At 38.4% G+C, this 22,911-nt stretch carries 23 protein-coding genes, 1 tRNA gene and 1 riboswitch; of the genes, 3 read left to right on the forward strand and 21 right to left on the reverse strand.

What is annotated here, in order from left to right:
* Positions 1-56: 56 nt before the first annotated feature.
* Positions 57-1,289 carry a C40 family peptidase gene (locus L866_RS08935; RefSeq protein WP_025728118.1) on the reverse strand — a complete coding sequence of 411 codons (1,233 nt, stop codon included), beginning with the start codon at positions 1,287-1,289 and terminating at the stop codon, positions 57-59.
* Between the two features lie 555 nt (positions 1,290-1,844).
* On the opposite strand from L866_RS08935, the gene tyrS reads away from it, so the two are divergent.
* A complete protein-coding gene (tyrS, locus tag L866_RS0100580; RefSeq protein ID WP_025728120.1) occupies positions 1,845-3,110 on the forward strand; it encodes a tyrosine--tRNA ligase in 1,266 nt (421 codons plus the stop codon).
* A gap of 72 nt (positions 3,111-3,182) precedes the next feature.
* Here tyrS and L866_RS0100585 read toward each other — a convergent pair whose 3' ends face one another.
* From L866_RS0100585 to L866_RS0100610, 6 genes are all read right to left on the reverse strand, one after another.
* On the reverse strand, positions 3,183-3,368 hold the full coding sequence (locus L866_RS0100585; protein ID WP_025728122.1) for a hypothetical protein: 186 nt from the start codon (positions 3,366-3,368) through the stop codon (positions 3,183-3,185).
* Positions 3,369-4,058 (reverse strand): NAD(P)H-dependent oxidoreductase, encoded by a 690-nt coding sequence (locus L866_RS0100590; protein ID WP_025728124.1) that lies wholly within the window; start codon positions 4,056-4,058, stop codon positions 3,369-3,371.
* A 2-nt stretch (positions 4,059-4,060) separates the two neighbouring features.
* Complete coding sequence (locus L866_RS08280; RefSeq protein ID WP_025728126.1) at positions 4,061-5,404, reverse strand: YcjF family protein; 1,344 nt, start codon at positions 5,402-5,404, stop codon at positions 4,061-4,063.
* A gap of 176 nt (positions 5,405-5,580) precedes the next feature.
* Positions 5,581-6,867: a uracil-xanthine permease family protein gene (locus tag L866_RS0100600; RefSeq protein ID WP_025728127.1), complete on the reverse strand. Its 1,287-nt coding sequence runs from the start codon at positions 6,865-6,867 to the stop codon at positions 5,581-5,583.
* A gap of 272 nt (positions 6,868-7,139) precedes the next feature.
* The gene (locus tag L866_RS0100605; RefSeq protein WP_025728129.1) at positions 7,140-8,417 is read right to left on the reverse strand and encodes a peptidase U32 family protein; all 1,278 of its coding nucleotides are present in this window, start codon (positions 8,415-8,417) and stop codon (positions 7,140-7,142) included.
* Between the two features lie 20 nt (positions 8,418-8,437).
* Positions 8,438-8,755: an ArsR/SmtB family transcription factor gene (locus L866_RS0100610; RefSeq protein ID WP_025728131.1), complete on the reverse strand. Its 318-nt coding sequence runs from the start codon at positions 8,753-8,755 to the stop codon at positions 8,438-8,440.
* A gap of 212 nt (positions 8,756-8,967) precedes the next feature.
* On the opposite strand from L866_RS0100610, the gene L866_RS0100615 reads away from it, so the two are divergent.
* Complete coding sequence (locus tag L866_RS0100615; RefSeq protein ID WP_035445801.1) at positions 8,968-10,863, forward strand: heavy metal translocating P-type ATPase; 1,896 nt, start codon at positions 8,968-8,970, stop codon at positions 10,861-10,863.
* Positions 10,864-10,911: 48 nt separating this feature from the next.
* Here the strand turns inward: L866_RS0100615 and L866_RS0100620 are convergent, their stop codons facing one another.
* From L866_RS0100620 to L866_RS0100660, 9 genes are all read right to left on the reverse strand, one after another.
* Entirely contained in the window at positions 10,912-11,832 is a 921-nt protein-coding gene (locus L866_RS0100620) for a peptidase U32 family protein (protein ID WP_025728134.1), read from the reverse strand.
* A 126-nt stretch (positions 11,833-11,958) separates the two neighbouring features.
* Positions 11,959-12,639, reverse strand: a complete 681-nt coding sequence (locus L866_RS0100625; protein ID WP_025728136.1) for a thiaminase II/PqqC family protein — start codon at positions 12,637-12,639, stop codon at positions 11,959-11,961.
* Positions 12,640-12,653: 14 nt separating this feature from the next.
* Complete coding sequence (locus tag L866_RS0100630) at positions 12,654-13,352, reverse strand: class I SAM-dependent DNA methyltransferase (protein ID WP_025728138.1); 699 nt, start codon at positions 13,350-13,352, stop codon at positions 12,654-12,656.
* Positions 13,353-13,366: 14 nt separating this feature from the next.
* Positions 13,367-14,176, reverse strand: a complete 810-nt coding sequence (gene thiD, locus L866_RS0100635) for a bifunctional hydroxymethylpyrimidine kinase/phosphomethylpyrimidine kinase (RefSeq protein WP_025728140.1) — start codon at positions 14,174-14,176, stop codon at positions 13,367-13,369.
* A 55-nt stretch (positions 14,177-14,231) separates the two neighbouring features.
* Entirely contained in the window at positions 14,232-14,891 is a 660-nt protein-coding gene (locus L866_RS0100640) for an HAD family hydrolase (protein ID WP_025728142.1), read from the reverse strand.
* Positions 14,891-15,529, reverse strand: coding sequence for a thiamine phosphate synthase (thiE, locus tag L866_RS0100645; RefSeq protein ID WP_025728144.1), 639 nt, complete (start codon positions 15,527-15,529; stop codon positions 14,891-14,893). Before thiE ends, L866_RS0100640 begins: the two co-directional genes overlap by 1 nt.
* Positions 15,530-15,543: 14 nt before the next feature.
* On the reverse strand, positions 15,544-16,365 hold the full coding sequence (thiM, locus tag L866_RS0100650) for a hydroxyethylthiazole kinase (RefSeq protein ID WP_025728146.1): 822 nt from the start codon (positions 16,363-16,365) through the stop codon (positions 15,544-15,546).
* Positions 16,366-16,498: 133 nt separating this feature from the next.
* Positions 16,499-16,603, reverse strand: a riboswitch (TPP riboswitch).
* Between the two features lie 53 nt (positions 16,604-16,656).
* A complete protein-coding gene (locus L866_RS0100655; RefSeq protein ID WP_025728148.1) occupies positions 16,657-17,616 on the reverse strand; it encodes a 2-hydroxyacid dehydrogenase in 960 nt (319 codons plus the stop codon).
* A gap of 57 nt (positions 17,617-17,673) precedes the next feature.
* Positions 17,674-17,883, reverse strand: coding sequence for a hypothetical protein (locus tag L866_RS0100660; protein ID WP_025728150.1), 210 nt, complete (start codon positions 17,881-17,883; stop codon positions 17,674-17,676).
* 103 nt (positions 17,884-17,986) lie between these two features.
* Here L866_RS0100660 and L866_RS0100665 point away from each other — a divergent pair.
* Positions 17,987-18,059 (forward strand) — tRNA-Thr (locus tag L866_RS0100665).
* A gap of 47 nt (positions 18,060-18,106) precedes the next feature.
* Here the strand turns inward: L866_RS0100665 and L866_RS0100670 are convergent.
* From L866_RS0100670 to L866_RS0100690, 5 genes are all read right to left on the reverse strand, one after another.
* Entirely contained in the window at positions 18,107-18,844 is a 738-nt protein-coding gene (locus tag L866_RS0100670; RefSeq protein WP_025728152.1) for an NAD-dependent protein deacylase, read from the reverse strand.
* 226 nt (positions 18,845-19,070) lie between these two features.
* Positions 19,071-20,312 (reverse strand): ABC transporter permease, encoded by a 1,242-nt coding sequence (locus L866_RS0100675; RefSeq protein WP_025728154.1) that lies wholly within the window; start codon positions 20,310-20,312, stop codon positions 19,071-19,073.
* Positions 20,309-20,992 (reverse strand): ABC transporter ATP-binding protein, encoded by a 684-nt coding sequence (locus L866_RS0100680; protein ID WP_025728156.1) that lies wholly within the window; start codon positions 20,990-20,992, stop codon positions 20,309-20,311. The genes L866_RS0100675 and L866_RS0100680 overlap by 4 nt, the downstream gene beginning before the upstream one ends.
* On the reverse strand, positions 20,976-22,265 hold the full coding sequence (locus tag L866_RS0100685; protein ID WP_025728158.1) for an efflux RND transporter periplasmic adaptor subunit: 1,290 nt from the start codon (positions 22,263-22,265) through the stop codon (positions 20,976-20,978). Before L866_RS0100685 ends, L866_RS0100680 begins: the two co-directional genes overlap by 17 nt.
* On the reverse strand, positions 22,265-22,888 hold the full coding sequence (locus tag L866_RS0100690; RefSeq protein ID WP_025728159.1) for a hypothetical protein: 624 nt from the start codon (positions 22,886-22,888) through the stop codon (positions 22,265-22,267). Before L866_RS0100690 ends, L866_RS0100685 begins: the two co-directional genes overlap by 1 nt.
* Positions 22,889-22,911: the final 23 nt, after the last annotated feature.

Below are 22,911 nucleotides of genomic sequence, written 5' to 3' on the forward strand. Positions count from 1 at the left end.
TGGCAATAAAAAAAAGAGCAAGCCTCAGCTTACTCTCACTTATTGTTATATGATAATTATAGACGAACTGCGAAACTTGGTGCGCTCCAGCTGTTTGAACGGATACCTACTGTACCACCTGGTTGAGGTGCGTCGATGTATTGACCGTTACCCATATAAATTGCTACGTGATAACTTGAACCTTGTGCGCCCCAGAATAATAAGTCGCCTGGTTGTGCTTCACTTACTGAAATATATGTTCCTGCATGTTCCATATTGTAAGTTACACGTGGTAAGTTAATACCCATTTGTGCATATACATATTGAACAAATCCTGAACAGTCGAAACCACTGTTAGGGTTTGAGCCACCCCACACGTAAGGTGTTCCAATATATTGTTGTGCAATCCCTAATACGCCACCTGTTGTTGATGGAGCAACTGGTGCTGATTGAACAGGCGCTACTGGTGTTGCAATTGGTGCTGTATAAGTTTGAGGTGTTGCTACTTCTTCAGCAGCTTGAACTTGTTGTGCTGCATGAGCTTGTTCAGTTGCTCGAACTAATGCACGTGCTTCTTCTGCAGCTTTTTCTTCTGCTTCTTTAGCTGCACGTTCTTCTGCAATACGACGAGCTTCTTCTGCTTCTCTAGCTGCTTGTGCCGCTTGTTCTGCTGCTATACGACGTTGTACTTCTTCTGCTTCTTGTTTGCTCAAGTTTTGTGAGCGTTCATTTAATGCTAAATATTCGTTAGATAAAGAATCTTTCAATGATTCTAGTTCATAAGCATTTTTTTGTTGTAAAGCTAATTTTTGTTCTAATTGAACTTTATCTTGTTCTAATTGTTGTTGATCTTGTTTTTGTTCTGACACTAGATGGCTGTTTGCATTTAATAAGTTTGTAACAATACGTAAACGGCTAATCACTTCTTGGAAGTCTTTTCCGCCAAATACAAATTCTACTAACGCTTTGTTTAAACGTTTTGATTGCATCATACGTGCTTGTTGTTCTAATTTTGATTGACGTTTTTCAATCTCCATTGATTTTTGATTAATTTTTTGTTTTAATGCTTCAATTTCTTTTGTTGTTTCTTGTTGACTTAACATAATCGCATTAGCGCGAGCTTGTGCTTCTGCCAAACGACTAGATACATTATTCATTGCAGATTGTGTTTCTGCTTGTTTTGCTTTAATTTCTTCTAAAGTAGTTCTGCTTACTTCATCTGCATTGATTGATGCAATATTTAAAGGTGCAACGGCGCTAACTGCTAATAATGAACTAGTTAATAATAACTTTAATGATTTCTTAGACACGTGTGTTTGCCTCCCAGCATTTTTTCGTCGTTATCTCGATACATCTTATCGATGGATAATTTTAGTTTTATAAATCAAATAAACTCTGTCTTTTACTGACTGATAAAATCATATCATGTTTTCTATTAAAATAAAGGCGTTATACGGATTCGTATCTAAATTGTAACATAGCTGTAATTTAAGACTTTGGTCTGAGCCGTTGTATGTCATATAAAACCCTTTTTACTTTGATTTGTAACAAATAATTTGCAAGTGGCTCCATTAACATCTTGCTTATTGTGATGACTTTCGTTACAATGTTTTTAATAATTAAATCATATGAAGCTAATGTTGAACGCAGTAGTTAAGTCAATGGACACACAGAAAGTTAAGGGAAGCTGGAACTTAACCAAGGTGACTTAATGAATTACACTCAACACTATCATTTAGCTCCTGGTCACAGTGATGAAAAGAGTGAAACACTTGGGTGGTACCACGTTCAGCGTCCCTATTTTTATAGGGGCGTTTTTTGTCGTTTTTTTATATGATTTAAATACAATAAAAGGAGTGTTATCTATGAATATTATCGAAGATTTATCATGGCGTGGCGCGATTAATCAACAAACTGACGCTGAAGGTTTAGCGGCATTAACACAAGAGCAAGCGATTCGCGTATACTGTGGCTTTGATCCAACGGGAGATTCTTTGCACATTGGTCATTTAATTCCCTTTATGTTACTTCGTCGTTTTCAATTAGCTGGGCATACCCCTGTTGTATTAATTGGTGGTGGGACTGGTTCAATTGGAGATCCATCAGGACGTACGTCAGAGCGTAGTTTACAAACGGCAGAACAAGTGAAACAAAATACACAAGCTTTAATGGAACAAACTCGTCGAATTTTCCCAAGTAATGATTCTCATTTACCAGAAGTTGTCTTTGTTGATAACAACGAATGGTTAAGTGAATACAGCTTACTTGATTTTTTACGTGATGTTGGTAAAAACTTCAACATTAACCAAATGTTAGCAAAAGATGTTGTCGCAAGTCGTTTAGAAACAGGGATTTCCTTTACAGAATTCTCTTACCAAATTCTTCAATCCGTTGATTTCCATCACTTATACAAAACGCATGGCATTCAACTACAAATTGGTGGAAGTGATCAATGGGGAAATATTACATCTGGTCTTGACTTCATTCGTAAAAAAGAAGGTCCTGAAGCGAAAGCATATGGTCTAACTATTCCATTAATGTTAAAAGCTGATGGGACTAAGTTTGGTAAGTCAGCTGGTGGAGCTGTTTGGTTAGATCCTAAGAAAACGACACCTTACGAATTCTACCAATTCTGGATTAATCAAGATGATCGTGATGTCATTAAATACTTGAAATTCTTTACTTTCTTATCACAAGAAGACATTCAAGCATTAGAAGAATCGGTTGCGAATGAACCGCATAAACGTTTAGCTCAACGGACTTTAGCAGAAGAAGTGACTCGTTTTGTTCATGGCGAAGCTGGACTTGAAAGTGCCCTTCGTATTACAGAATCTCTCTTCAAAGGCGATATTAAAGCTTTGACAGCTGATGAAATTGAATCTGGTATGAAAAATATGCCACATGTAGTCAGCGAAAAAGGAACATTTGACTTAGTTCCTTGGTTAGTTGATTTAGCGATTGAACCAAGTCGTCGTCAAGCTCGTGAAGATATTAAAAATGGTGCACTATCGATTAACGGTGAGCGAATTACCGATGTTGATGCACAAATTAGCGAGCAATTGGCGATTGAAGAACGCTTTATCGTTATTCGTCGCGGTAAAAAACGTTACTTCCTTGTTAGCTTTGCCTAATTGAATCAATTATTTCACAAAAAAACTCCCTGCCACCTGTCGTGGTGAGGGAGTTTTTACTTTGTCTTTGTTTTATTCTAATGATGTGTCGTGTGCCCATAAATAGGCATCTAATTCGCCTTGTGCTTGTTGCAGTCGTTTTTCTTGTTCGAGTAGAATCTGTTCAATTTCGACTAACAAGGCGCGCTCCATATAATGCGTACTCGTCTGATCTAGCGCTTGCAATTGTTCAAATAATTGCGATTGTCTCACTTGCATCTAATCACGCTCCCAACGAAAAGGTTCTAATTCATGTTCTAAATCCAGTCGTTGTTGTTGATTGTTCAACAGTACATCGACTACAAGTTGCAGTTGCATTTTTCTCGACGCATCGGTTGTTTGTGCAATCAATTGCTCTAACTCGTTGACTGCCCAAGTTTCTCGTTGAATCAATGAATCCTCACGATTATGAGTCACATAGCGACGATAACGAATAAGTAATAATTTCTTTTCATCTTCTGTTAACTGCGCAAACTTAAAAACGTTCAACGGTGGTAAAAAAGTCCAATGCAATGTCTGGGCAAGGGCATGAAATGGTCGATATAACTCCGATAAAGTAAACCCTTCTCGTCCACCACTTTGAAAATGACTCGCCTTCACTCCTAATGTAACTACTAACCCGAGTTCCTTTGAGGATTTCTTTTTTAAGTTCCAATCAATGACTTCATCGATCCATTGCTTCAATAAGAACGGCGCACTGTACCAATACAAAGGGAACTGGAAAATAATGCGATCATGAGTTGCTACTAATTGTTGTTCAGCAGTAACATCAAAATGCCCATCTGCTTTAATTTGTTGGTCTAAAACATGCCAAGTGACTTGTTCTAATCCAGCTGTACTCTCTTTAAAAAAATGTTGGGTCGTACTGCTTGTATAGGATGGATGTGTCACAATAATTAAAGTTCGCAACGTTATTCCTCACTTTTCTTTTTATATCGTTTTAATAGATTGTATAGACGTTTTTTTCCTAATTGACTCAACGGCCGACCAATTTGATTCAACTGACGTTTCGAGTGGGTCAATGATAGCGCCGCTAAGTGCGTCATCACACGGACATACTGTTTCCCACGTTCTGATACCGTTTGTTCATCATTTGCTGCATGATTTTCGAGTAAAGGGACTAATTCTTCTTTTATAGCGGTCAATGGGGTATGTTCAATGCGCATGTCGATTTTTCGTTTTAACATGTTTGCGAGCGCTTCTGGTTCAATAACTTGCTGCGCGATTTCTTTTCGATTGAACAGTGCTAATACTTCGATATAACTGTAGCCTAAAGCAGTTGTTAAGCTAGCAGCAGTTGCGCCACTAACTAAAGAACCCGCAACCGTTCCAATGCCTGGCACTAATTTCACAATATTTGAAACGATAAATCGACCAACAAAAGTTGCGCCAGTCGTTCCCCCAATTGTTCCGATCATAGCAGTTAATGTGGCTTGATCTAACGTCACCCCAAAAATAGCGGTAATATGTGCCATCATCGTCACTTGCATCGGAACAAGTAACGTCGCGTCAGAAAAAGGAATGGGCGTAAATCCTACACCAAATGAACTATAGATGTACTTTTTAACCCATTTACGTGCTCGTGTCACTTTTTGAGTCGTATCTACTTTTTGCATGTTGGTAAATGCATTACGACTCGATTCAGGAATTGTTTCAAATGTTTGATCCACTAATTCTTTCAAACCACTTGCGGGAATAGTCACTTGTTCATAAATCGGATAAGGCTTCGCCATAACGTTAAATATTCCTTCAATCGGTAAATTCAGTGATTGAATGTATTGGGCAAAATCTGCAGCAGGCGTTCCAATCGATTGAGTAATCACTAATAAAACCGGCACTTCACTCGCTATTCGTTTGATGAGTTGTATTTCTGCCGGCTCAATCCGTTTGCTTTGTGCGTTTATACAATAGTAGACTAAGTGCAATTTTTCAAAATGATTCGCTTTATTTTCAGTTAATACTTCTTGTAATTCTTGTTCAAACAGCTCATCAATATTCTCATTCAGTTCTAAACCGCGTGTATCGTAGAGAATCATTGGCACGCCCTTTTTTTCAATGCGTTCCAAATGCTGTGTGACGGGTTGCCCCATACCGGTTGTCGCTAAATTTTCGCGAAACAAGCTATTAATTAACGTACTCTTTCCTACACCTGTTTTTCCCGCAACCATAATTCGTAAAGGCGCCATCTTTTTTACTTCTTGTTCTGTTTTGTCGAGTAATTCTCTTACTAAATTGAAATCAACTGGTCGAGTCAACACGTCACCTTCCTTCTCTAACTTTTGTTCCTTATTTTAAGTTCATTATAATTCTTTTTATAAGGAATAACGAATAAAATGAGTAAAAAAAATAAAAATCATGCTAAAGGCCGATAAATAAAAAGCAGTAAATACAACTCGCGTCGTACTTACTGCTTCGTTTCTTCTTTTATCGTTTAATCGTTATATCCGGTTTTGGGTAAAATTAAGTTCATAATCACTCCAGTGAATGCACATAGAGTCGTTCCTGTTAAAGTGATTACACCTAAATCTAATGTCGCTCCACCCATTCCTAAAACAAGCATGGAACTCGCAATAATTAAGTTTCTGACTTCCCTAAAGTCTACATTATTTTCAATCAAGACTTTCAACCCATTTGATGCAATCACACCATACAATAGAATGGACATGCCACCTAAAACAGCAGCTGGGATTGTTGCAATTAAGGCGGTGAATTTTCCTAAGAAACTTAATACAATGGCGATACATGCAGCTTGTTTAATCACTGACACAGAAGCAATTCGCGTTAAAGCAATCACTCCTGTATTTTCACCGTATGTCGTGTTCGCTGGTCCTCCGAGTAATGCAGAAACACTCGTTGCAATCCCATCACCGACTAATGTACGGTGTAAGCCTGGATTTTTTAAAAACGGACGGCCGACGATTTGACTCAATACCGTATGATCCCCAATATGTTCCGCTATGGTCACTAGGGCAACAGGGACAATCGCTAATGCTTCCGGGCCAAAGTATAAATCGTAGTGGTCAAAGTATGATGTTTTTACCGGTAAAATAAATTCTGGCAATTTAAACCATGGCGCATCTAAGACTGGAGTGAAGTCTACTAATCCAAGAACAACAGCTAGTAAATACCCACCTACTATCCCAAAGATAAATGGAATAATTTTGAAAAATCCTTTGCCTCGTGTATTAATAAAAGCTGAGATTAAAAAGGTTGCAATCGCCACCAGTATCTCTCTTGCCGAGCCTTCACTAGTAAACCCTGCATTTTTCACTGCACTCGCTGATAAGCCTAATCCTATGACGATAATCATCGGCCCAATAACAATTGGTGGAAGTAAACGATTAATCCAGCCCGTTCCTAATTGACGGACGAATAATGCCACAATAACATAAACTAGTCCGACTAATATCATTCCACTTTGAGCAGCCTTCACATCTCCACCCATTTGTTCCATTGCAAATGCCATAGCAGAGATAAAAGCAAAGGAAGAACCTAAATAAACAGGAACTTTACTTTTCGTTGCTACACTATAAATTAAAGTCCCTATCCCACTTGAAAATAATGCGACTGAAACGGGCATACCAAGTATTAATGGGACTAAGATGGTTGCTCCAAACATTGCAAATACGTGTTGTAAACTTAATAACCCACTTAATAAAGGTTCTGGTCGCTCATCCACATCATATCGCATCTCTATTTTCCGTGTTTCTAATTCCATTGATCAATCTCCTCCATTTGGGCATCAAAAAAGAGCCCTTTTTATTCAAAAGGACCCTTAACTCCATCTCAAATGAATGGCATGTATCGAATACACGAGAAATCATGAAATGCGTTTGATGCACTTCATGCTTTCAGTTAACTGATTCGGCTTTTCTTACCTCACGGGATAAGTTTAAAAGTCCTAATGTCTTCATGTATTATAATTGAAATACTTCGTTTGTCAACCTTTTTTCAAAAATAACTGCTATTTAATCGTCTATCTGTTCATCATTATGCTTCGTTTTTTTGACGATTACGTGAACGATCTTTCTTTTGTTTACGAATCATATCAAAACGTTGCACAGGTTGTTCGACTTTAGTTTGGCAAATCATCATCGCATGCGGTGCACGATCAATGTCATTGCCATCTTCGTCTTTCAACAACTCAATTTTTTGTTGAAAATGGCGCATACCTGGCCCGAAGAATTCCACTGTATCTCCTACACCAAAGTTATTTCGTTGTTGGATTGTTGCAATTTGTGTTGCTGGATCATAATCTAAAACTTGTCCAACAAAGGCGTATTGTGGAATTTTACGACGTGGTCCGAATAATTGTTCATCCTCGCTAGGTGTTTTGTAGAAGAATCCAGTAGCTAACTCGCGTTGAGCCACTTTCCATAATTCATCTAACCACTCTTGTTTAAATTCATAGTTGTCTGGATCCGCACAGTAACTATCGACCGCAGCACGATAAACGTTCGCAACCGTCGCAACGTAATGAATCGATTTCATCCGTCCTTCGATTTTTAAACTATTTACACCGGCTTCAACAATATCGGGAATATGCTCAATCATCGCTAAGTCAACAGCACTCATCGAGAATGCTTCTTCAATGCCTTCTTCGCCTTTTCCCACTGCGGTAGTCAAACCAGGTAACTCTTGTTCAAATAAGCCATACTTCCAACGGCAACTTTGCGCACAGCCTCCACGGTTAGCGTCTCGATTCGTCATGTGATTACTTAAAACACAACGCCCGGAATACGAAATACACATAGCGCCATGAATAAATGCTTCAATTTCCACGTCGACTTTTTCACGCATTTCTTTAATTTCTTCAATCGACACTTCACGTGCTAATACAACACGTTCCAATCCTTCTTCTTTCCAGAAATTCAATGTTTCGTAGTTCGTTGCACTCGCTTGAGTCGATAAGTGAATCGGTAAGCCAGGCGCTTCGGTCACACAAATATCCATTAACGCCGGATCACTAATTAAAACCGCATCAACTCCGATATCGCGAATTGTCCGGAAAAACTCTCCTGCGCCTTTTTCGTCACCTTCATGAGTCACCATGTTTGCTGCTACATAAATTTTGGCATTATGTTCATGTGCGAATTCGACAGCTTCTTTCATCTCTGGATAATCAAAATTTCCTGCGCGGCTTCTTAAGCCATACGCTTCTCCCCCGATATAACAAGCATCGGCTCCGTATAAGATTGCTGTTTTTAATTTTTCTAATGTGCCGCCAGGAGCTAATACTTCTGGTTTGTTTTTAATTTGTCGTGCCAAGTCAGATCCTCCTCGTTATTTTAGTGCGTACATTCTTCTCGTGTATGCGTTAATACTTGTTCTAAAATACTAAAAACATGTAAATCGTCTAATTGATAAATCACTGATTTCCCTGAACGTTCTGATTTTACTAAGCGTGCTTCTTTCAAAACTTTTAATTGGTGAGAAACGGCAGATTGTTCCATTTGTATACTCTCTGCAATCGCATTGACATTTAACGGTTCTTTCTTTAAAAGAAATAAAATGGATAAACGTGTCGGGTCACTGATTGTTTTGAATATTTTACTGACGGCTTGAATTTCGCTATCAGCTAAGCGTTCTTCTGATAATGCTGTCATTCGTCATCACCTCTTTCAACTGTCTCTTTATTTTATTCACAAATATGCTAAATGTCAAAAACAAACTTAATAATTATCTAGCTGATTATATTTAGTTAGCTTAACTTATTTGACTTTACATAACTTACGATATATGCTTATTTTAACATATGAATATATATTCATATTTAATCGGAATGGTTATTGTTTATAAAATTAGGAAGGTGATTCGAATGGAAATAACTTCAAACACACATGGACACTCACATCATCATACTCACGGAAATTGGCCAATCGTTCTTTATTTTATCGGACTTATGCTGGCGATTCTTGCGTTTTTTACATCGCCATCTATTATTTCAGCCATTCTTTACATCACGGCTTCTCTTTTAGCGGGGTATCATGTCATTTTGATTGAAGGGATTAGTGAAACCATCGAACATTCTAAAATCGCTCAACGCTTCACTCCTAACTCGCATCTTCTAATGGGGTTAGCCGCGATTGGTTCAGCTATTATGGGAAATTATGGGGAATCCGCTTTACTCGTATTAATTTTTGCTGGTGCTCATTTATTAGAAGATTATGTAGAAGGACGTAGCAAAAGAGATATTAATGCTTTACTCGCTATGAATCCGACAACTGCACGTTTACTTTTAGACGACGAGTCGACAGAAGTTGTTGATGTCCACACATTAAACGTTGGAGACCATTTACTTGTATTAAATGGCGATAGCATCCCTATTGACGGCATCATTATTGCAGGAACAACAACGGTTAATGAATCTTCAATTAATGGCGAAAGCTTACCCAAAGACAAAACAGTAGGTGATGCGGTCTTTGCAAGTACAATCAATGTGACAGATTCTTTTAAAATGAAGGTCACTAAACTTCATAAAGATACGGTGTTTTCAAAAATCACTCAATTAGTCCAACAAAACCAAGCTAATCAAGCACCTATCACGACTAAAATTCAACACATTGAACCTCTTTATGTCAATGCTGTACTCATAATGATTGCTCTATTTATGGTGTTCATGCCCCTTTTATTTAATTGGTCTTGGTCTGAAAGTGTTCAACGTGGACTCACTTTACTCGTTGCCGCATCTCCTTGTGCGTTAGCAGCAACTTCTATCTCCGCATCACTAAGTGCTACTTCTAACTTAGCAAGACACGGTGTTTTGTCTAGGGGAAGTGCTTATTTAGCAAAATTTGCGGATATCGAAGCAATCGCCTTTGATAAAACAGGGACGTTAACATCTGGCCAACCTCAAGTGGTTCATTCTTTTTTTAACAATGACTATCCTCACGAATTTTTATTCAATGTAATTGTTGCTATGGAGCGTCAATCGAATCATCCGCTTGCAAAAGCGATTGTGAATTTCTTTGACCCAACTGAAATTTTTGATTTAGAAGTGGAGAATCAAATTGGGAAAGGTCTAACTAGTTATTTCAATGATGATTTATATCAAATTGGAAAGCCTGATTCATTTAACCTAGTTGATCCAACGATTCACGCTTATCAACAACAATGGAGTCAAGAAGGACAGACTGTCGTTTTTGTTGCAGTTAATCATCACGTCGTTGGTTTAATTGGATTACGTGATGAACCTAGTCCCCATGCCAAAAACGCTATCCATTATTTTAATCAACAGCAAGTACATACAACACTCCTTACTGGAGATGCTCAACTCACCGGGGACGCCATTGGAAAGCAACTCGGAATAGAAGAAATAATAGCCCACGTTATGCCCGATGATAAATCTAAACTGATTCAAAAACATCAACAACATTATGGTTATACAGCAATGGTTGGTGACGGTGTGAATGATGCCATAGCGTTAGTTTCAGCAGATGTCGGAATTGCAATGGGCGAAGGAACAGATGTTGCTGTCGAAGTGTCTGATTTAGTACTTATGAAAAATGATTTAAATCGATTAATACATACACATCAATTGGCGAAAAAAATGAAACGCATTATTCAACAAAACATTGGTTTTGCGATGTTTATTGTTGCTTTGCTCGTTACGGGTACACTTCTCGATAAAACTAATATTACTTCCAGTATTCTTATTCATGAAGGAAGTACACTTGTCGTTATTTTAAATGGCTTAAGATTGTTAAACGATTAAAAATACCTCTATCGAATCGGATACTACTCCGCTCGATAGAGGTATTTATTATTGAATTTCTTTTGGATCTTTGTAATAAAATCCTGTATCAAATTCTCGGTTTTTACGTTTTAATTGACTCAGTTTTTGGTAAGCAATGGTTGCCATTTCACGGTTAAATTGTCCGTTACTAATGGCTTCACGTAAACGGGTTATAATCGCCACAATTTCTGTATAAGGCTCTTCTTCACTGAATAGTCCATCGATTTTCCAAATGCCTACGCCCATTTGATTTAGTTCTTCTAATTCCATTACTAAGTTAATATCATTCGAAGCAAAAATATGTGTGCCATTGATATCTTCATAAATAGAATAATGTGTATCATCTTTCATCGGTTCGCTAATAAACAAGTCGCGCTCTCTTGATCGACCTTCTTCTTTTTGAACATAGTTAAAGTAGTTTTCTAAGAGTGGACGTTTTGACTGGTGAATAGCGGTTGGGCCATATACTAGCACTTCAATCGGTACATTAGCACCTTGAACGAGCGCTTTTAATTCATCACGTGGTACTTCGCGTGCCACGACTGCACTTGTCGCTCCACGGTTCGCCCAAAAATTAATTTGACGCGCATTCGTCACCATGACTTGCATGTCATAACGCATTGCTGGCTTTTGTTCTAAACGCTTTAATACTTGAACTACTCCTGGATCACCAACAACAATCGAATCCACACCAATTGATGTTAGAAAACGTAAGTATTCTTCCACTTGATTGATGCGATCATTATGAAAAATTGCATTCACTAATACATCGGCCTCTTTACCGTATGCATGGGCTAAGTCCACTAATTCTTTTTGTTCGTCGCGTGTGAATGAACGTTTTAATCGTAAACCAAAGTAATCTTCTCCAAATTGAATGGCATCCACTCCTGCTTCAAGCACTTTTTTCGCTTGTGCAACGGATTCTACTGTTGCTATTATTTTCGCCATTGTTTTCTACCTTCTTTCATTGGAATTCATCCATTTTCTCTGATTTATCGATCATATCATTCTCCCCATCATTTTTCAATGGTGGTCCTTTGTCCGCTTAATATTTCAACTACTTGTTCGATCGTTTCAATCGATGGCATCACGTGATTCAGCTTTTGTATAGACCGATTCAAAAAAAGCGAATTCATATTGTGCACACTGTTTAAATATGGTCAGTATTTGATTGCGTTCGGTGACTGTTAAGTGGTGTGCTAATGCATCGACTTGATCAATTAACTGTTGATTATTCTGTTGATATGATTCGTTAACATACGATTGAAACCATTCCCCATAAAGCGCGTGTTGCACAGCTTCTGGATAGTGCTTGACTACTTCTTTAGCAAGATACGCATACGCCCAAGAGCAATTCAGTAAAATAACTAATCCGGTGAGTTCGTCAGACGTTCGAGCAGTATTTAACATAAACTGTGTATAAGCGGTATTGGTTGCATTCGGATGACCTACTTCAATCATCGTTGGTGTTATATTCAGTTTTTCCATTGCGGGTAGATGAACGTATTCAATTTCGATTAATAATTCACTGAGCGCTTCATTGTATTGTTTCGTATGACTCAAATGTTGTGAGTGATTGATTAGTATGCCATATAATTTGATGTACTCGTTTAAATACCAATAATCTTGCAACATATATTCGCGATACTTACTTTTGGGTAATGTTCCTGTTGCCATTTCGATTAAGAAGGGATGTTGTGCACATTGTTGCCAAATGGTATGTACTTCGTCATATAACTGCGCTGAAAACGTCACGTTATTCGCTCCTTCTATTTATGTGCAATAATTGCGACATAACCACCTTGTTTATAGCCTTCAATCACTTCTTCCACTTGTTCATTGGCATACATTGGGTGGTTTAAAAGTGTTTGATAAAATTCAAATTGTTCAAACCCGATTGCTTTTAATACGTCGATTTTTTCTTCAGTGGAATGCCAAATACCATGTACACATAGTTCAAGTGGATAAGGTAATTGGGGCAACACATCTCTTAAATCGTCATGATCGAATGTGCCCACTTGTTTCGCTAATAAATACATGAACCCAAAACCACTTTCTTTCGGTACATCAAGCAAGATTAATCGACCATTTGGTTTAAGGGCACGACGGCATTTTTCATAAGGTGCCGTAAGGTCTTCAATATAACTTGAACTTCCATTAAAATAAATGACATCATAAGCTGCTTCTTCTAATTCAACTTGTTCAATCGTGCCAAATTGAATCATCTCCACACCCCGTTTTTGAGCGATTTCTCCCATGTCACGTGATGGTTCAATCCCCTCAATCTGTGCATCCGTTAACATACTTTCGAACAAACCACTACCACATCCTACTGATAAAATGCGTTTGTCACGGACGTCCCCTAATACTTTTTTATATAGTTTTAATTCACTTTCAAACAGTTGATTATTTTCCATAAACCATGAGTCGTATGCTGTTGCGTATCCATCAAATGCTGCTTGTGTCATTTTATTTCCTCCTTTTATCCTTGGTTGGCTTGTGTATTAAGTTGCTTCAAAAGAAAAGCATGATTCATTGGGCCACTCCCTTGACCGATATCTAATCCGTCAGCTAATGCGCCAGATAGATAATCTTTCGCTTGTCTAATCGATTCAACTAACGAAAAACCTTGCGCTAAATAGGCCGCTATTGCACTAGACAGTGTACATCCTGTTCCATGTGTATTGGGATTATCAATGCGTTGCCCATAAAACCATTGATCGAATCCTTCGCCATATAAATAATCGTTCGCATCATTAATCCGATGCCCACCTTTACAAAGCACGTTACATTGATACTTTTCACTAATAATTTGTGCCGCTTTCATCATGTCTTGTTCATTTTTGATGGAATAGTCAGCCAATAATTCAGCTTCTTCAATATTCGGCGTGATGACTGTTGCGATTGGAAGTAACTTGCTTTTTAATGCCTCAATCGCTTCATCGGAAATCAGTTTCGCTCCACTTGTTGCGACCATCACTGGATCAACGACAATGTTTTGTGTTTGATAAAAGGCTAATCGCTCACTTATTTGATGAATTAATGCAGAAGAAGCGACCATTCCAATTTTAACTGCGTCAGGACGGATATCTTCAAATACGGCATCGATTTGATGCGCTAGAAATTGCGGGGACACTTCTTCTATTGCGCGTACTCCTGTTGTATTTTGAGCGGTTAGAGCGGTAATGGCACTCATCGCATAAACCCCATTTAAAGTCATCGCCTTTAAATCCGCTTGAATCCCTGCACCACCACTTGAATCACTTCCTGCAATCGACAATGCTGTTTTCATATTGTTTCCTTCCTTTCACCCATCATTAATAGATTTTCACATGCCTACCCTTCAATTAGTGGCTAAATAGTTCCTTATCCTGACGAACTTCCCACGCTTCAAAGGATGTAATATATTTTGTTGCGAGCTGTTTCACCTCTGTTTGACGAGCTTCAGATGCATCGAATACCCCTATTACTTTAAATCCATCCGCTGTTGCTGTTTTAATTGCATGCAAAGCATCTTCAAATACCCAAGTATCTTGTTTCGTCGTCTTTAAATACGTCAATGCTTCTCGATAAATTAATGAGGATTGTTTACTTGCTCCCACCATTTCTTCCGTCACAATGGCAGAAAAATACGATTGAATGCCACACCGATTTAACGCCTGTTCAATGAGTGATCGATCAGACGCAGTCGCTATGCACATCGCAACACCTTGTTCCTTTAAGTCGCTTAACAAGTCTTTGACGCCTGGTTTGAGCTGAACGTCATGTTGATAGAACGCTTCCATCATTTGGTGTAGTTCAGTAGCCAGCTGATGCCGTGATTGATTGAGTTGATACGTTTCGATTAAATAAGACAATCCTTCATCTAATGACTGTGTCGCCAACGTTTCTTTTAAATTGATAGCAGGTTGAATGCCTTGCTTTTTCAAGTACTGCGCTGCGAGATTATCCCACATTGCCATCGAATCGAATAACGTCCCATCTGCATCAAAAATTGCTCCGCGCATCATTCTTTCACAAGCTCCCTTGCCATGCGATATAATGTTCGTGTTTGTTCTTCTATCTGTTCGGCTGAAAAAATAGCTGAAACCATCGCGACGCCATCAATGCCAGTCCCTGCTAATTGCATCATATTATTTTCCTGAATTCCTCCGATTGCAACAACAGGTATATGAATCGCCGCACTAATTGCACGTAATTCATCCATTGTGACTTCAACCGCATCTGCTTTTGTCGACGTCGTAAATACAGCCCCTACGCCAACATAATCAGCCCCTGCTTGTTCAGCTACTTTCGCTTGATCAATCGTTTGAACCGATACACCTAATAGCTTGTTTGGTCCAATCAGTTGACGTACTTGTTCAGCGGGCATATCGGATTGCCCCACATGTACGCCATCAGCGTCGCATTGTAGTGCTATATCCACATTATCGTTAATAATAAATGGTACGTGATACACTTGGCACCGTTCTTTTATTTGACGTGCTTCCACTAAAAAATCCGTCGCATTTAAATGTTTTTCACGTAACTGTACACAGGTTACGCCCCCTTTTAAAGCTGCTTCAACTTGCTCTAATAAGGTTTGACGGCCTACCCATGCACGGTCTGTCAATGCATACAATAACATTGCTTGTTTAACTTCCATGCGTTGTGACCTCCTTACATTCTCTTTAATTTTGCGCGTTGCTTCAACGTTTCTCCATCTAAGTGATACATCGCATCGATCATGTAATTTCGATAAGTCGCATTGCCATCTTGAGGTGTTAGGCGTTCATGAGCTATTTCTCCACATACCCCCATAGCGGTTATCGCTGCAACCGCTGCTTCAAATGGCTCAGTCGGATTAGCAGCTAAATATGCTCCTGTTAAAGCGGATAATTGACAGCCTGTTCCAGTCACTCGACTCATCATGGCATGCCCATTGTAAATGCAACACGCTTGGTTCGCATCAGCTACAATATCAATAGCACCCGTGATTGCAATGACCGCACCTGTTTTTTTCGCAAAATCTTTCGCAAAGGCTACTGCTTGTTCCATTGTGTCTTCAGTCACTTGATCAGCCACATCTGCATCGACGCCTCGTGTCGTTCCACTTCCATTCGCCAACGTTTTAATTTCTGAAATATTCCCGCGAATTACTGTGAATTGAACGGTATCTACTAACTCATTAGCCGATGTTGTTCGTAATGGAGAAGCTCCCGCACCCACTGGATCAAAAACAACCGGATGATTTAACTCATTGGCCTTTTTCCCAGCTGCTTTCATAGCTGCAAACGAACGATCATTTAATGTCCCTAAATTAATATTTAAACTGTCACAAATGCTCGTAATATCTTCTACTTCGGTCACATCATCGGCCATAATCGGCGACCCACCACATGCCAGCAAAATATTGGCACAATCATTGGCAGTTACATAGTTTGTAATATTATGGACTAAAGGGGATGTCTCTTTTACTTGGTTTAACATTTTTTCTAACATTTGTTTTCCTCCTCTTATTTTATCGCTCATTTTTTTATCTTTTGCACGGGTATATGAATAATTTCGTTGGCCACTTCCTTTCTTTAAATATAAAAAAACAGAGATTACCTATTCAGTAATCCCCGTAAAATACGTTCGCTCATTGTATTCTCCCTACGTTGGCATTATCCAAATCAGGTTAGCGGTCTAAGGTCACACCTTACTCTCAGCCTGTTTACAAGCTCCCGTATCTTTTAATTGTCTTCATCATAAAAGAGATTAATCTATGTGTCAATGATTTTACTACTCGGTTTAACGACTCACAACATTTTGTGGATGACCGTTTAAAAACGCAACTGCATTATCAAAAGCAATTTGTGCGCGTAATTCCATCGACTCATTACTTAAATAGGCGATATGAGGTGTCAGTATTGCACGTTTAGCATATAATAGCGGATAATCTGATGGAATCGGTGGTTCCATGCCGTACACATCAATCCCCGCTCCAGCAATCTGCCCTGTATTTAACGCCTCGGCTAATGCTTCATTATCTACTACTGGGCCACGTGCGCAATTAATTAAAATAGCCGATTTTTTCATTAAGGCTAACTTTTCTTTTGAAATTAATCTTCGTGTACTTGGTATTAATGGCGTATGTAATGACACAATATCAGCCTGTTGCATCAATTCTTCCAACGGCATAAACGCTATTCCTAATTGTCGCGCTTCTTCAGAAGGATGTGGCGAGGTACCAATCACGCGTGCACCAAATGCTTGAAATAATTTAGCGGTCATTAAGCCAATTTTTCCTACTCCAACAATACCGACTGTTTTTCCTTTTATTTCGGACCCTTGAAATGGACCAGGAAATTGCTCTGCTTGACGTGTATCTTGATCGCTTGAACCAATTTGACGGTACAAACTGAGTGTTAGTCCAATGACCAACTCTGCAACGGCCTGATTTGCATAACCGGCTGCATTTAAGACCATAATATCTTGATTTTTAGCTTGTGATATTCCGATATGATCTACTCCTGTAAAAGCTACATCAATGCATTTTAGGCTTTCAATTTGATCGATGACTTCGGTTGGATACGGAGTATTTCCGATAATAACTACGTCTGCCCCAGCGCTTCGTTGAGCTAATTCTTTAGGATCCGTAGTTCGTTGATTGTAATAAACAAATTCATGTCCTAGCGCCTGAATGGGTTGCGCTAATGCTTGAATGCGCTCATCAGGGACCTTTAACGGTTCTAATAAGACTACTTTCATTGCTATCATCCTTTTCTTTTTAGTTCTATTAATGTTACTCGCTTGATGTGTATGTCATTATTCATCAAATGCTTGATAAGGTTCTTCTGGTTCAATTGAATGCTGTTGATCCTTTTTGTTTTTTAAATCGCGTTGTTGTAAATAAAGAAAACTGATTAGCCCAACCACTACACCCAATCCGGCACTTGGCCATTGTTTCATGCCGAATCCTAAACTAATGACTACCGTTAAAAAGGCGATAATAACGGCATAATTTCGTTGAATCATCTTCCACCTCGTTTCTACTCACTAAATTTTATGAATAACATAAAAAAACAATTAAATAACTAGACATATCGTTAGTGCATTCGGTATAATAACTAATGTTATCGCCGAAATAGCTCAGTTGGTAGAGCAACGCACTCGTAACGCGTAGGTCGCAGGTTCGACCCCTGTTTTCGGCATCACTTTTATCGAAACGAAGACGGTTTATCAACTGTTCTTCGTTTTTTTATTGTTCTAATTGTTTCTCTAAAGCTTTAACTACCGTGTTAATATTCTCATGAAAGCAAGCAGTAAATAATGAATCATAGGGTGTTGGATCACGATTAATGAGATAACTCGACCTTCCTGTGAAATAACTCGGCAAACTGGCTACTGGATACACTTTTAAGCTTGTCCCCATCACTAACATAATATCTGCCGTTAAAAAGGCTGATACTGCTGCTTCCAAAACTTGTTGATCTAACATTTCTCCATATAAGGTAATTGCTGGACGCACGATTTCTCCCCGATTCACTAACAGTCCATCGCGTTGAGTTACATCCTTTAAATCTACCGGTTCACCCTCCATCGTTTCAAAACGCATTGCACTCCCATGAACTTCGTATACTTGTGAACTTCCTGCCTTTTGATGCAATTCATCAATATTTTGTGTCACAATTTGTATGTGATGCCCATTTTTTTCTAGTTTTGCTAAAAAATCATGCGCTCGATTGGGCTGCGCATCCGGGTAGTAAATATGGTCTAAAAAGTTTTGATAAAATAACTTCGGATTTTCTTTCAAAAATTTAATTGATAAAGCTTCTTCCCCTGTATAATGCTGGCCACTTAGTTGATTAAATAATCCCCCACTAGAACGGAAATCGGGGATACCACTAGCAGTTGAAATACCCGCTCCCGTTAACACAACAATTCGTTGGGGTATTTTTAGTTCTTGCGCCAATTGATTGAATGCCATTTGATTCATCTTCATCCATCCTCCTCGTCAATCGATAAACTACACTATTTTCATTTTTTATCTTATCTTTCCATTTTATTCTTACTTTAAGTTTAACATGTTTCCGTTAACAAACAACTCCCGTCCGCTGTTTATTCCTTTTACGTCATAATGATTGAAACACAAAAAATCCCCTCACCACAAAGGGGGAAGGGACGGCTAATTAATTGATTACTCTTCTAATATTTCATTCAATCTATCTCAATATATCAATCACGTTCTTAGATGCTGCACTTTTCGCTGGGAACACACTAAATACTACACCAATGAATACGGAAATAGAAATGGCAAGAATAATCGTAAACGCATCTGGATAAATCGAGAATGGTAAAAATTGGCTAATCACAAAGGCGATTGTAATCCCAAGAATATACCCAATCATTCCACCCAATACGGTTAAGGCAATTCCTTCAATTAAAAATTGATTTTGAATGTCCTTTGCCGTTGCTCCTAGCGCTCTTCTAATACCAATTTCTTTAATTCGTTCCGATACAGAAATGTACATCATATTCATCACCCCTACCCCGGCAATAACGAGGGAAATACCCGCAATTGAAGAAACAAAGTAGGTTAAAGTATCTAACGTTTTACCGATACCGTCCAATATTTCAGACATATCAAAGTAAGTGTACTCTCCGTTATTTCGTTCCGGACCATTCGCTTTTAAATAATTTTTAACGTCTTCCGAAACGGTCTTCGAACTAAATCCTTGTTTAATATATAAAGTAGCTTGTAGATTGGATCCGGCATCTTGATTTAAATAACGCATATAGGTATCAAACGGAATATTGACTACACTGTTCTTTGGATCAATTTTTGATGGCGAGTCAAAACTAAATGATAGCCCCATCGCTGGTTCACCATAAGAATATGTCCCAATAATTGTGAAATCAATTCCATCAATTGATACGGTTTTATTCAAACTATTCTCTTCTGTTCCATACATCTCTTTTGCCGCATGATCAGCTACTAAGGCTACCCGATGATGCCTTTTATTGTCTAAAGATGTAATTCCACGTCCATGATTAACGGTAACATGTGGCCCACTTCCTTTAATTAAGGCATACATATCACTTACATCATATTTACGCGCTTTGATCGAACCAAATTGTTCCATTGGCATGTCGCGTGACATCATTTCCATTCGATCGACACCTTCAATGGTTTTTACTTCTTCAAATACTCGATCATTAAATGGATGAATTTGCTGGATGTCTTGGTCAAAATTAGTCGGTTGAAAGGTAAAGGTTGTAGAAACTGATCCACCATCATCTTGCGTTAGCGTTTTAGCAGTATGACGTTGGAACCCTTTCCCCAAACTAATAATGGTAATCACAGCAGCGATACCAATAATGATACCTAACATCGTCAATATCGAGCGTCTAGCATTTTGTCGTAACGAATGGAGCGCTTGACGAATTAGAACACTTGTTTTCACTGCGCCACCACCTTATCAGAAATAATTTGTCCATCTAAAATTTTGATTTGATGATTAGCAAATTGCTCTAAATTAGGATCATGGGTAACCATAATAATTGTTACCCCGTCATTTTTATTTAAGTCATCAATGAGTTCCATTATTTTTGCACTAGTCTTTGTATCTAACGCACCGGTTGGCTCATCCGCAATAATGAATTTAGGATGATTAACAATCGCACGTGCTATCGCTACCCGTTGCTTTTGTCCACCTGATAGTTGATTAGGATAGTGATCCATACGGTCGCCTAGACCGACACGCGTTAGTACTTCTTTAACACGTTCTTCTGTTTCAGCTACCGTTTGTCCTCGATACAATAAAGGGACCCGCACATTATCTGCCACTGTAATGGTTTGAATCAAATTGAATTCTTGAAAGACGAAGCCAACCGTTTGATTACGCATTTTTGCTAATAAATTATCGGTCCGTGCTTTTACTGATGTGCCATTGAATTCATATTTTCCTTCAAACTTTCGATCTAAAAAACCTAACACATTAATAAGTGTGGATTTCCCAGAACCACTCGGCCCCATGACACTCACAAATTCACCTTCATCAATATTTAAATTAATATCTTTTAATACGTGTAAGCGACTGTCACCACTGGGAAAATATTTATTAATATTACTTAAGTTGATCATCTGGGTTCGCCCCACTTTCATCCACTGGTTCTTGCACTTTTACCGTATCGCCTGATTTTAAATCATGAGGATCAACAATGATGCGATCGCCTGCTTTTAAGCCTTTTGTAACGATTTGATTTAATCCTTGTTTTTCAAGAGTGACTTTCACTTTTTTCGCCTTGCCATCTTGATAAAGGTAAACGTAATTTTCTTCGCCTTCCATTACAACAGCAGTTTCAGGCACTTCGAATCCTTTTACTGGTATTTCTAAGCTAACTGAAAATCCAATATGAATTGGGTCATTAGGGATCACTTGGAAACCATAAGTAGTTGGGTTTGAATAGTCTGTCGCTCCTCCACCACTACCTCCAGGCACATCACTTGAAGCTTGGAATGTCGTTCCTCCAGTTGTTGGTGCACTTGACTCAGGTAATTGGTCAATCGCAGAAATCTTACCTTCTACATTTTGATCAGTTGCTTTTACATAAATATGAACTTTACTTTCTACTTCTAATGCATGGTAATCATATTCGCTTACTTTTGCATTAATCACTAAATTTTGTGTCACTAAACGAACTAATGGCATCGTTGGATTATTTAAAGCATCTTGATTCACATAAACAATTCCAGCATAATCTGCTTTTACAGCTGCCTTTTGGTCGCGACGAGCACGAATCAATTTTTTCTCTACTTCTTTAATTTTCATGTTCACTTCATCAATGGCTGCGTCTCCTGTTGAAGGAATCGATGGGTTTAAAGGTTTACCGTCTGGTGTTGTCGTTGGCGCTTGATCACTTGAAACTCCTGCACCATCTGTGTTGACAGCACCTTTACCATAAACTTCACCGGTAATCGGATAGCCTGCATAGTTATATTCTTGTCCGGTCATTTGTTTACGATCTCGAATTAAACGTAACCGTTCATTATACAACTGTGTTTGTTCTTCTTCTAAATCTTGAATTTGATCAAGTACTTGACTATTTTTGTTATCATAGTCAAATAATAAATCACCTTTTTGAACTGTTTGACCGTCTTTTACATAAATAGTGGCAATTTCTCCCATTTCTGGATTAAACATATAATTACGGTCCACATTACTCGCTACTTTACCATTTGTAGACAATGGTGGTTGTTCGTATATATCCATTACTTCATAAAAATCTTGTTCATCTGATGGATTAGATGCGCCACCCATTATAGCTGTACGAGTCGCATCAATCCCAATAATCAGCGCAAATACTGTCAATAAACCGACTAAAGCGTACTTGGCAATTTGTGTTGCTTTTGCCATTATTTTTGGCCTCCTTTTTGTTTAAGTGCTCTTGAACCACGAGGTACTACTTTTCTTTTTACTTTTTTACGTCCCATTACTTTACTTTTTAATCGTGTGAAGCGTTCTTTCCATTTAACCTCATCTTCAGTTGGGACGTAAGTTATCACTTGGCTCGCTTGTTTACGGAAATAAAGCATCCCCGCTAAGAAGGCGATTGAAATAATTGCTACTACCAATGGAGCGTTTAGTGCATTCCACGCGTCTAATCCAGCATAACTAGCGTTTAAGTGCCACATGCTAAAGAATGACAATACGCAGGTTACTATATCTGCCCAGTACACAAATGAACTCGGTAAATCTTCCTCTTTCATGCGTTGATTAGCCTCAATATATAAGACGAATAATGCAACTGTAACAATCAACGAAAGAATTAATGTTAGACGATTATATCCACTCGCTTGGGCATCAACTAACATGGCGTTTGCATAAGGAATACCCGGCTCTGTCTTTGGGAAAAATGATTGAAATAAACTATATAATGTACCGATTATACTTATTCCATTAATTATAATTAATGCTAGTGTTCCTCTTTTTAACCATACAAATGGTTGATTGGCTTTTTTCATTTGTTTTTGTGCCACTTTTTTCACTCCTTGTCATTTTA

The organism is Atopobacter phocae ATCC BAA-285 (genome assembly GCF_000526675.1).
In the GTDB taxonomy this organism is placed as follows: Bacteria; Bacillota; Bacilli; order Lactobacillales; family Aerococcaceae; genus Atopobacter; species Atopobacter phocae.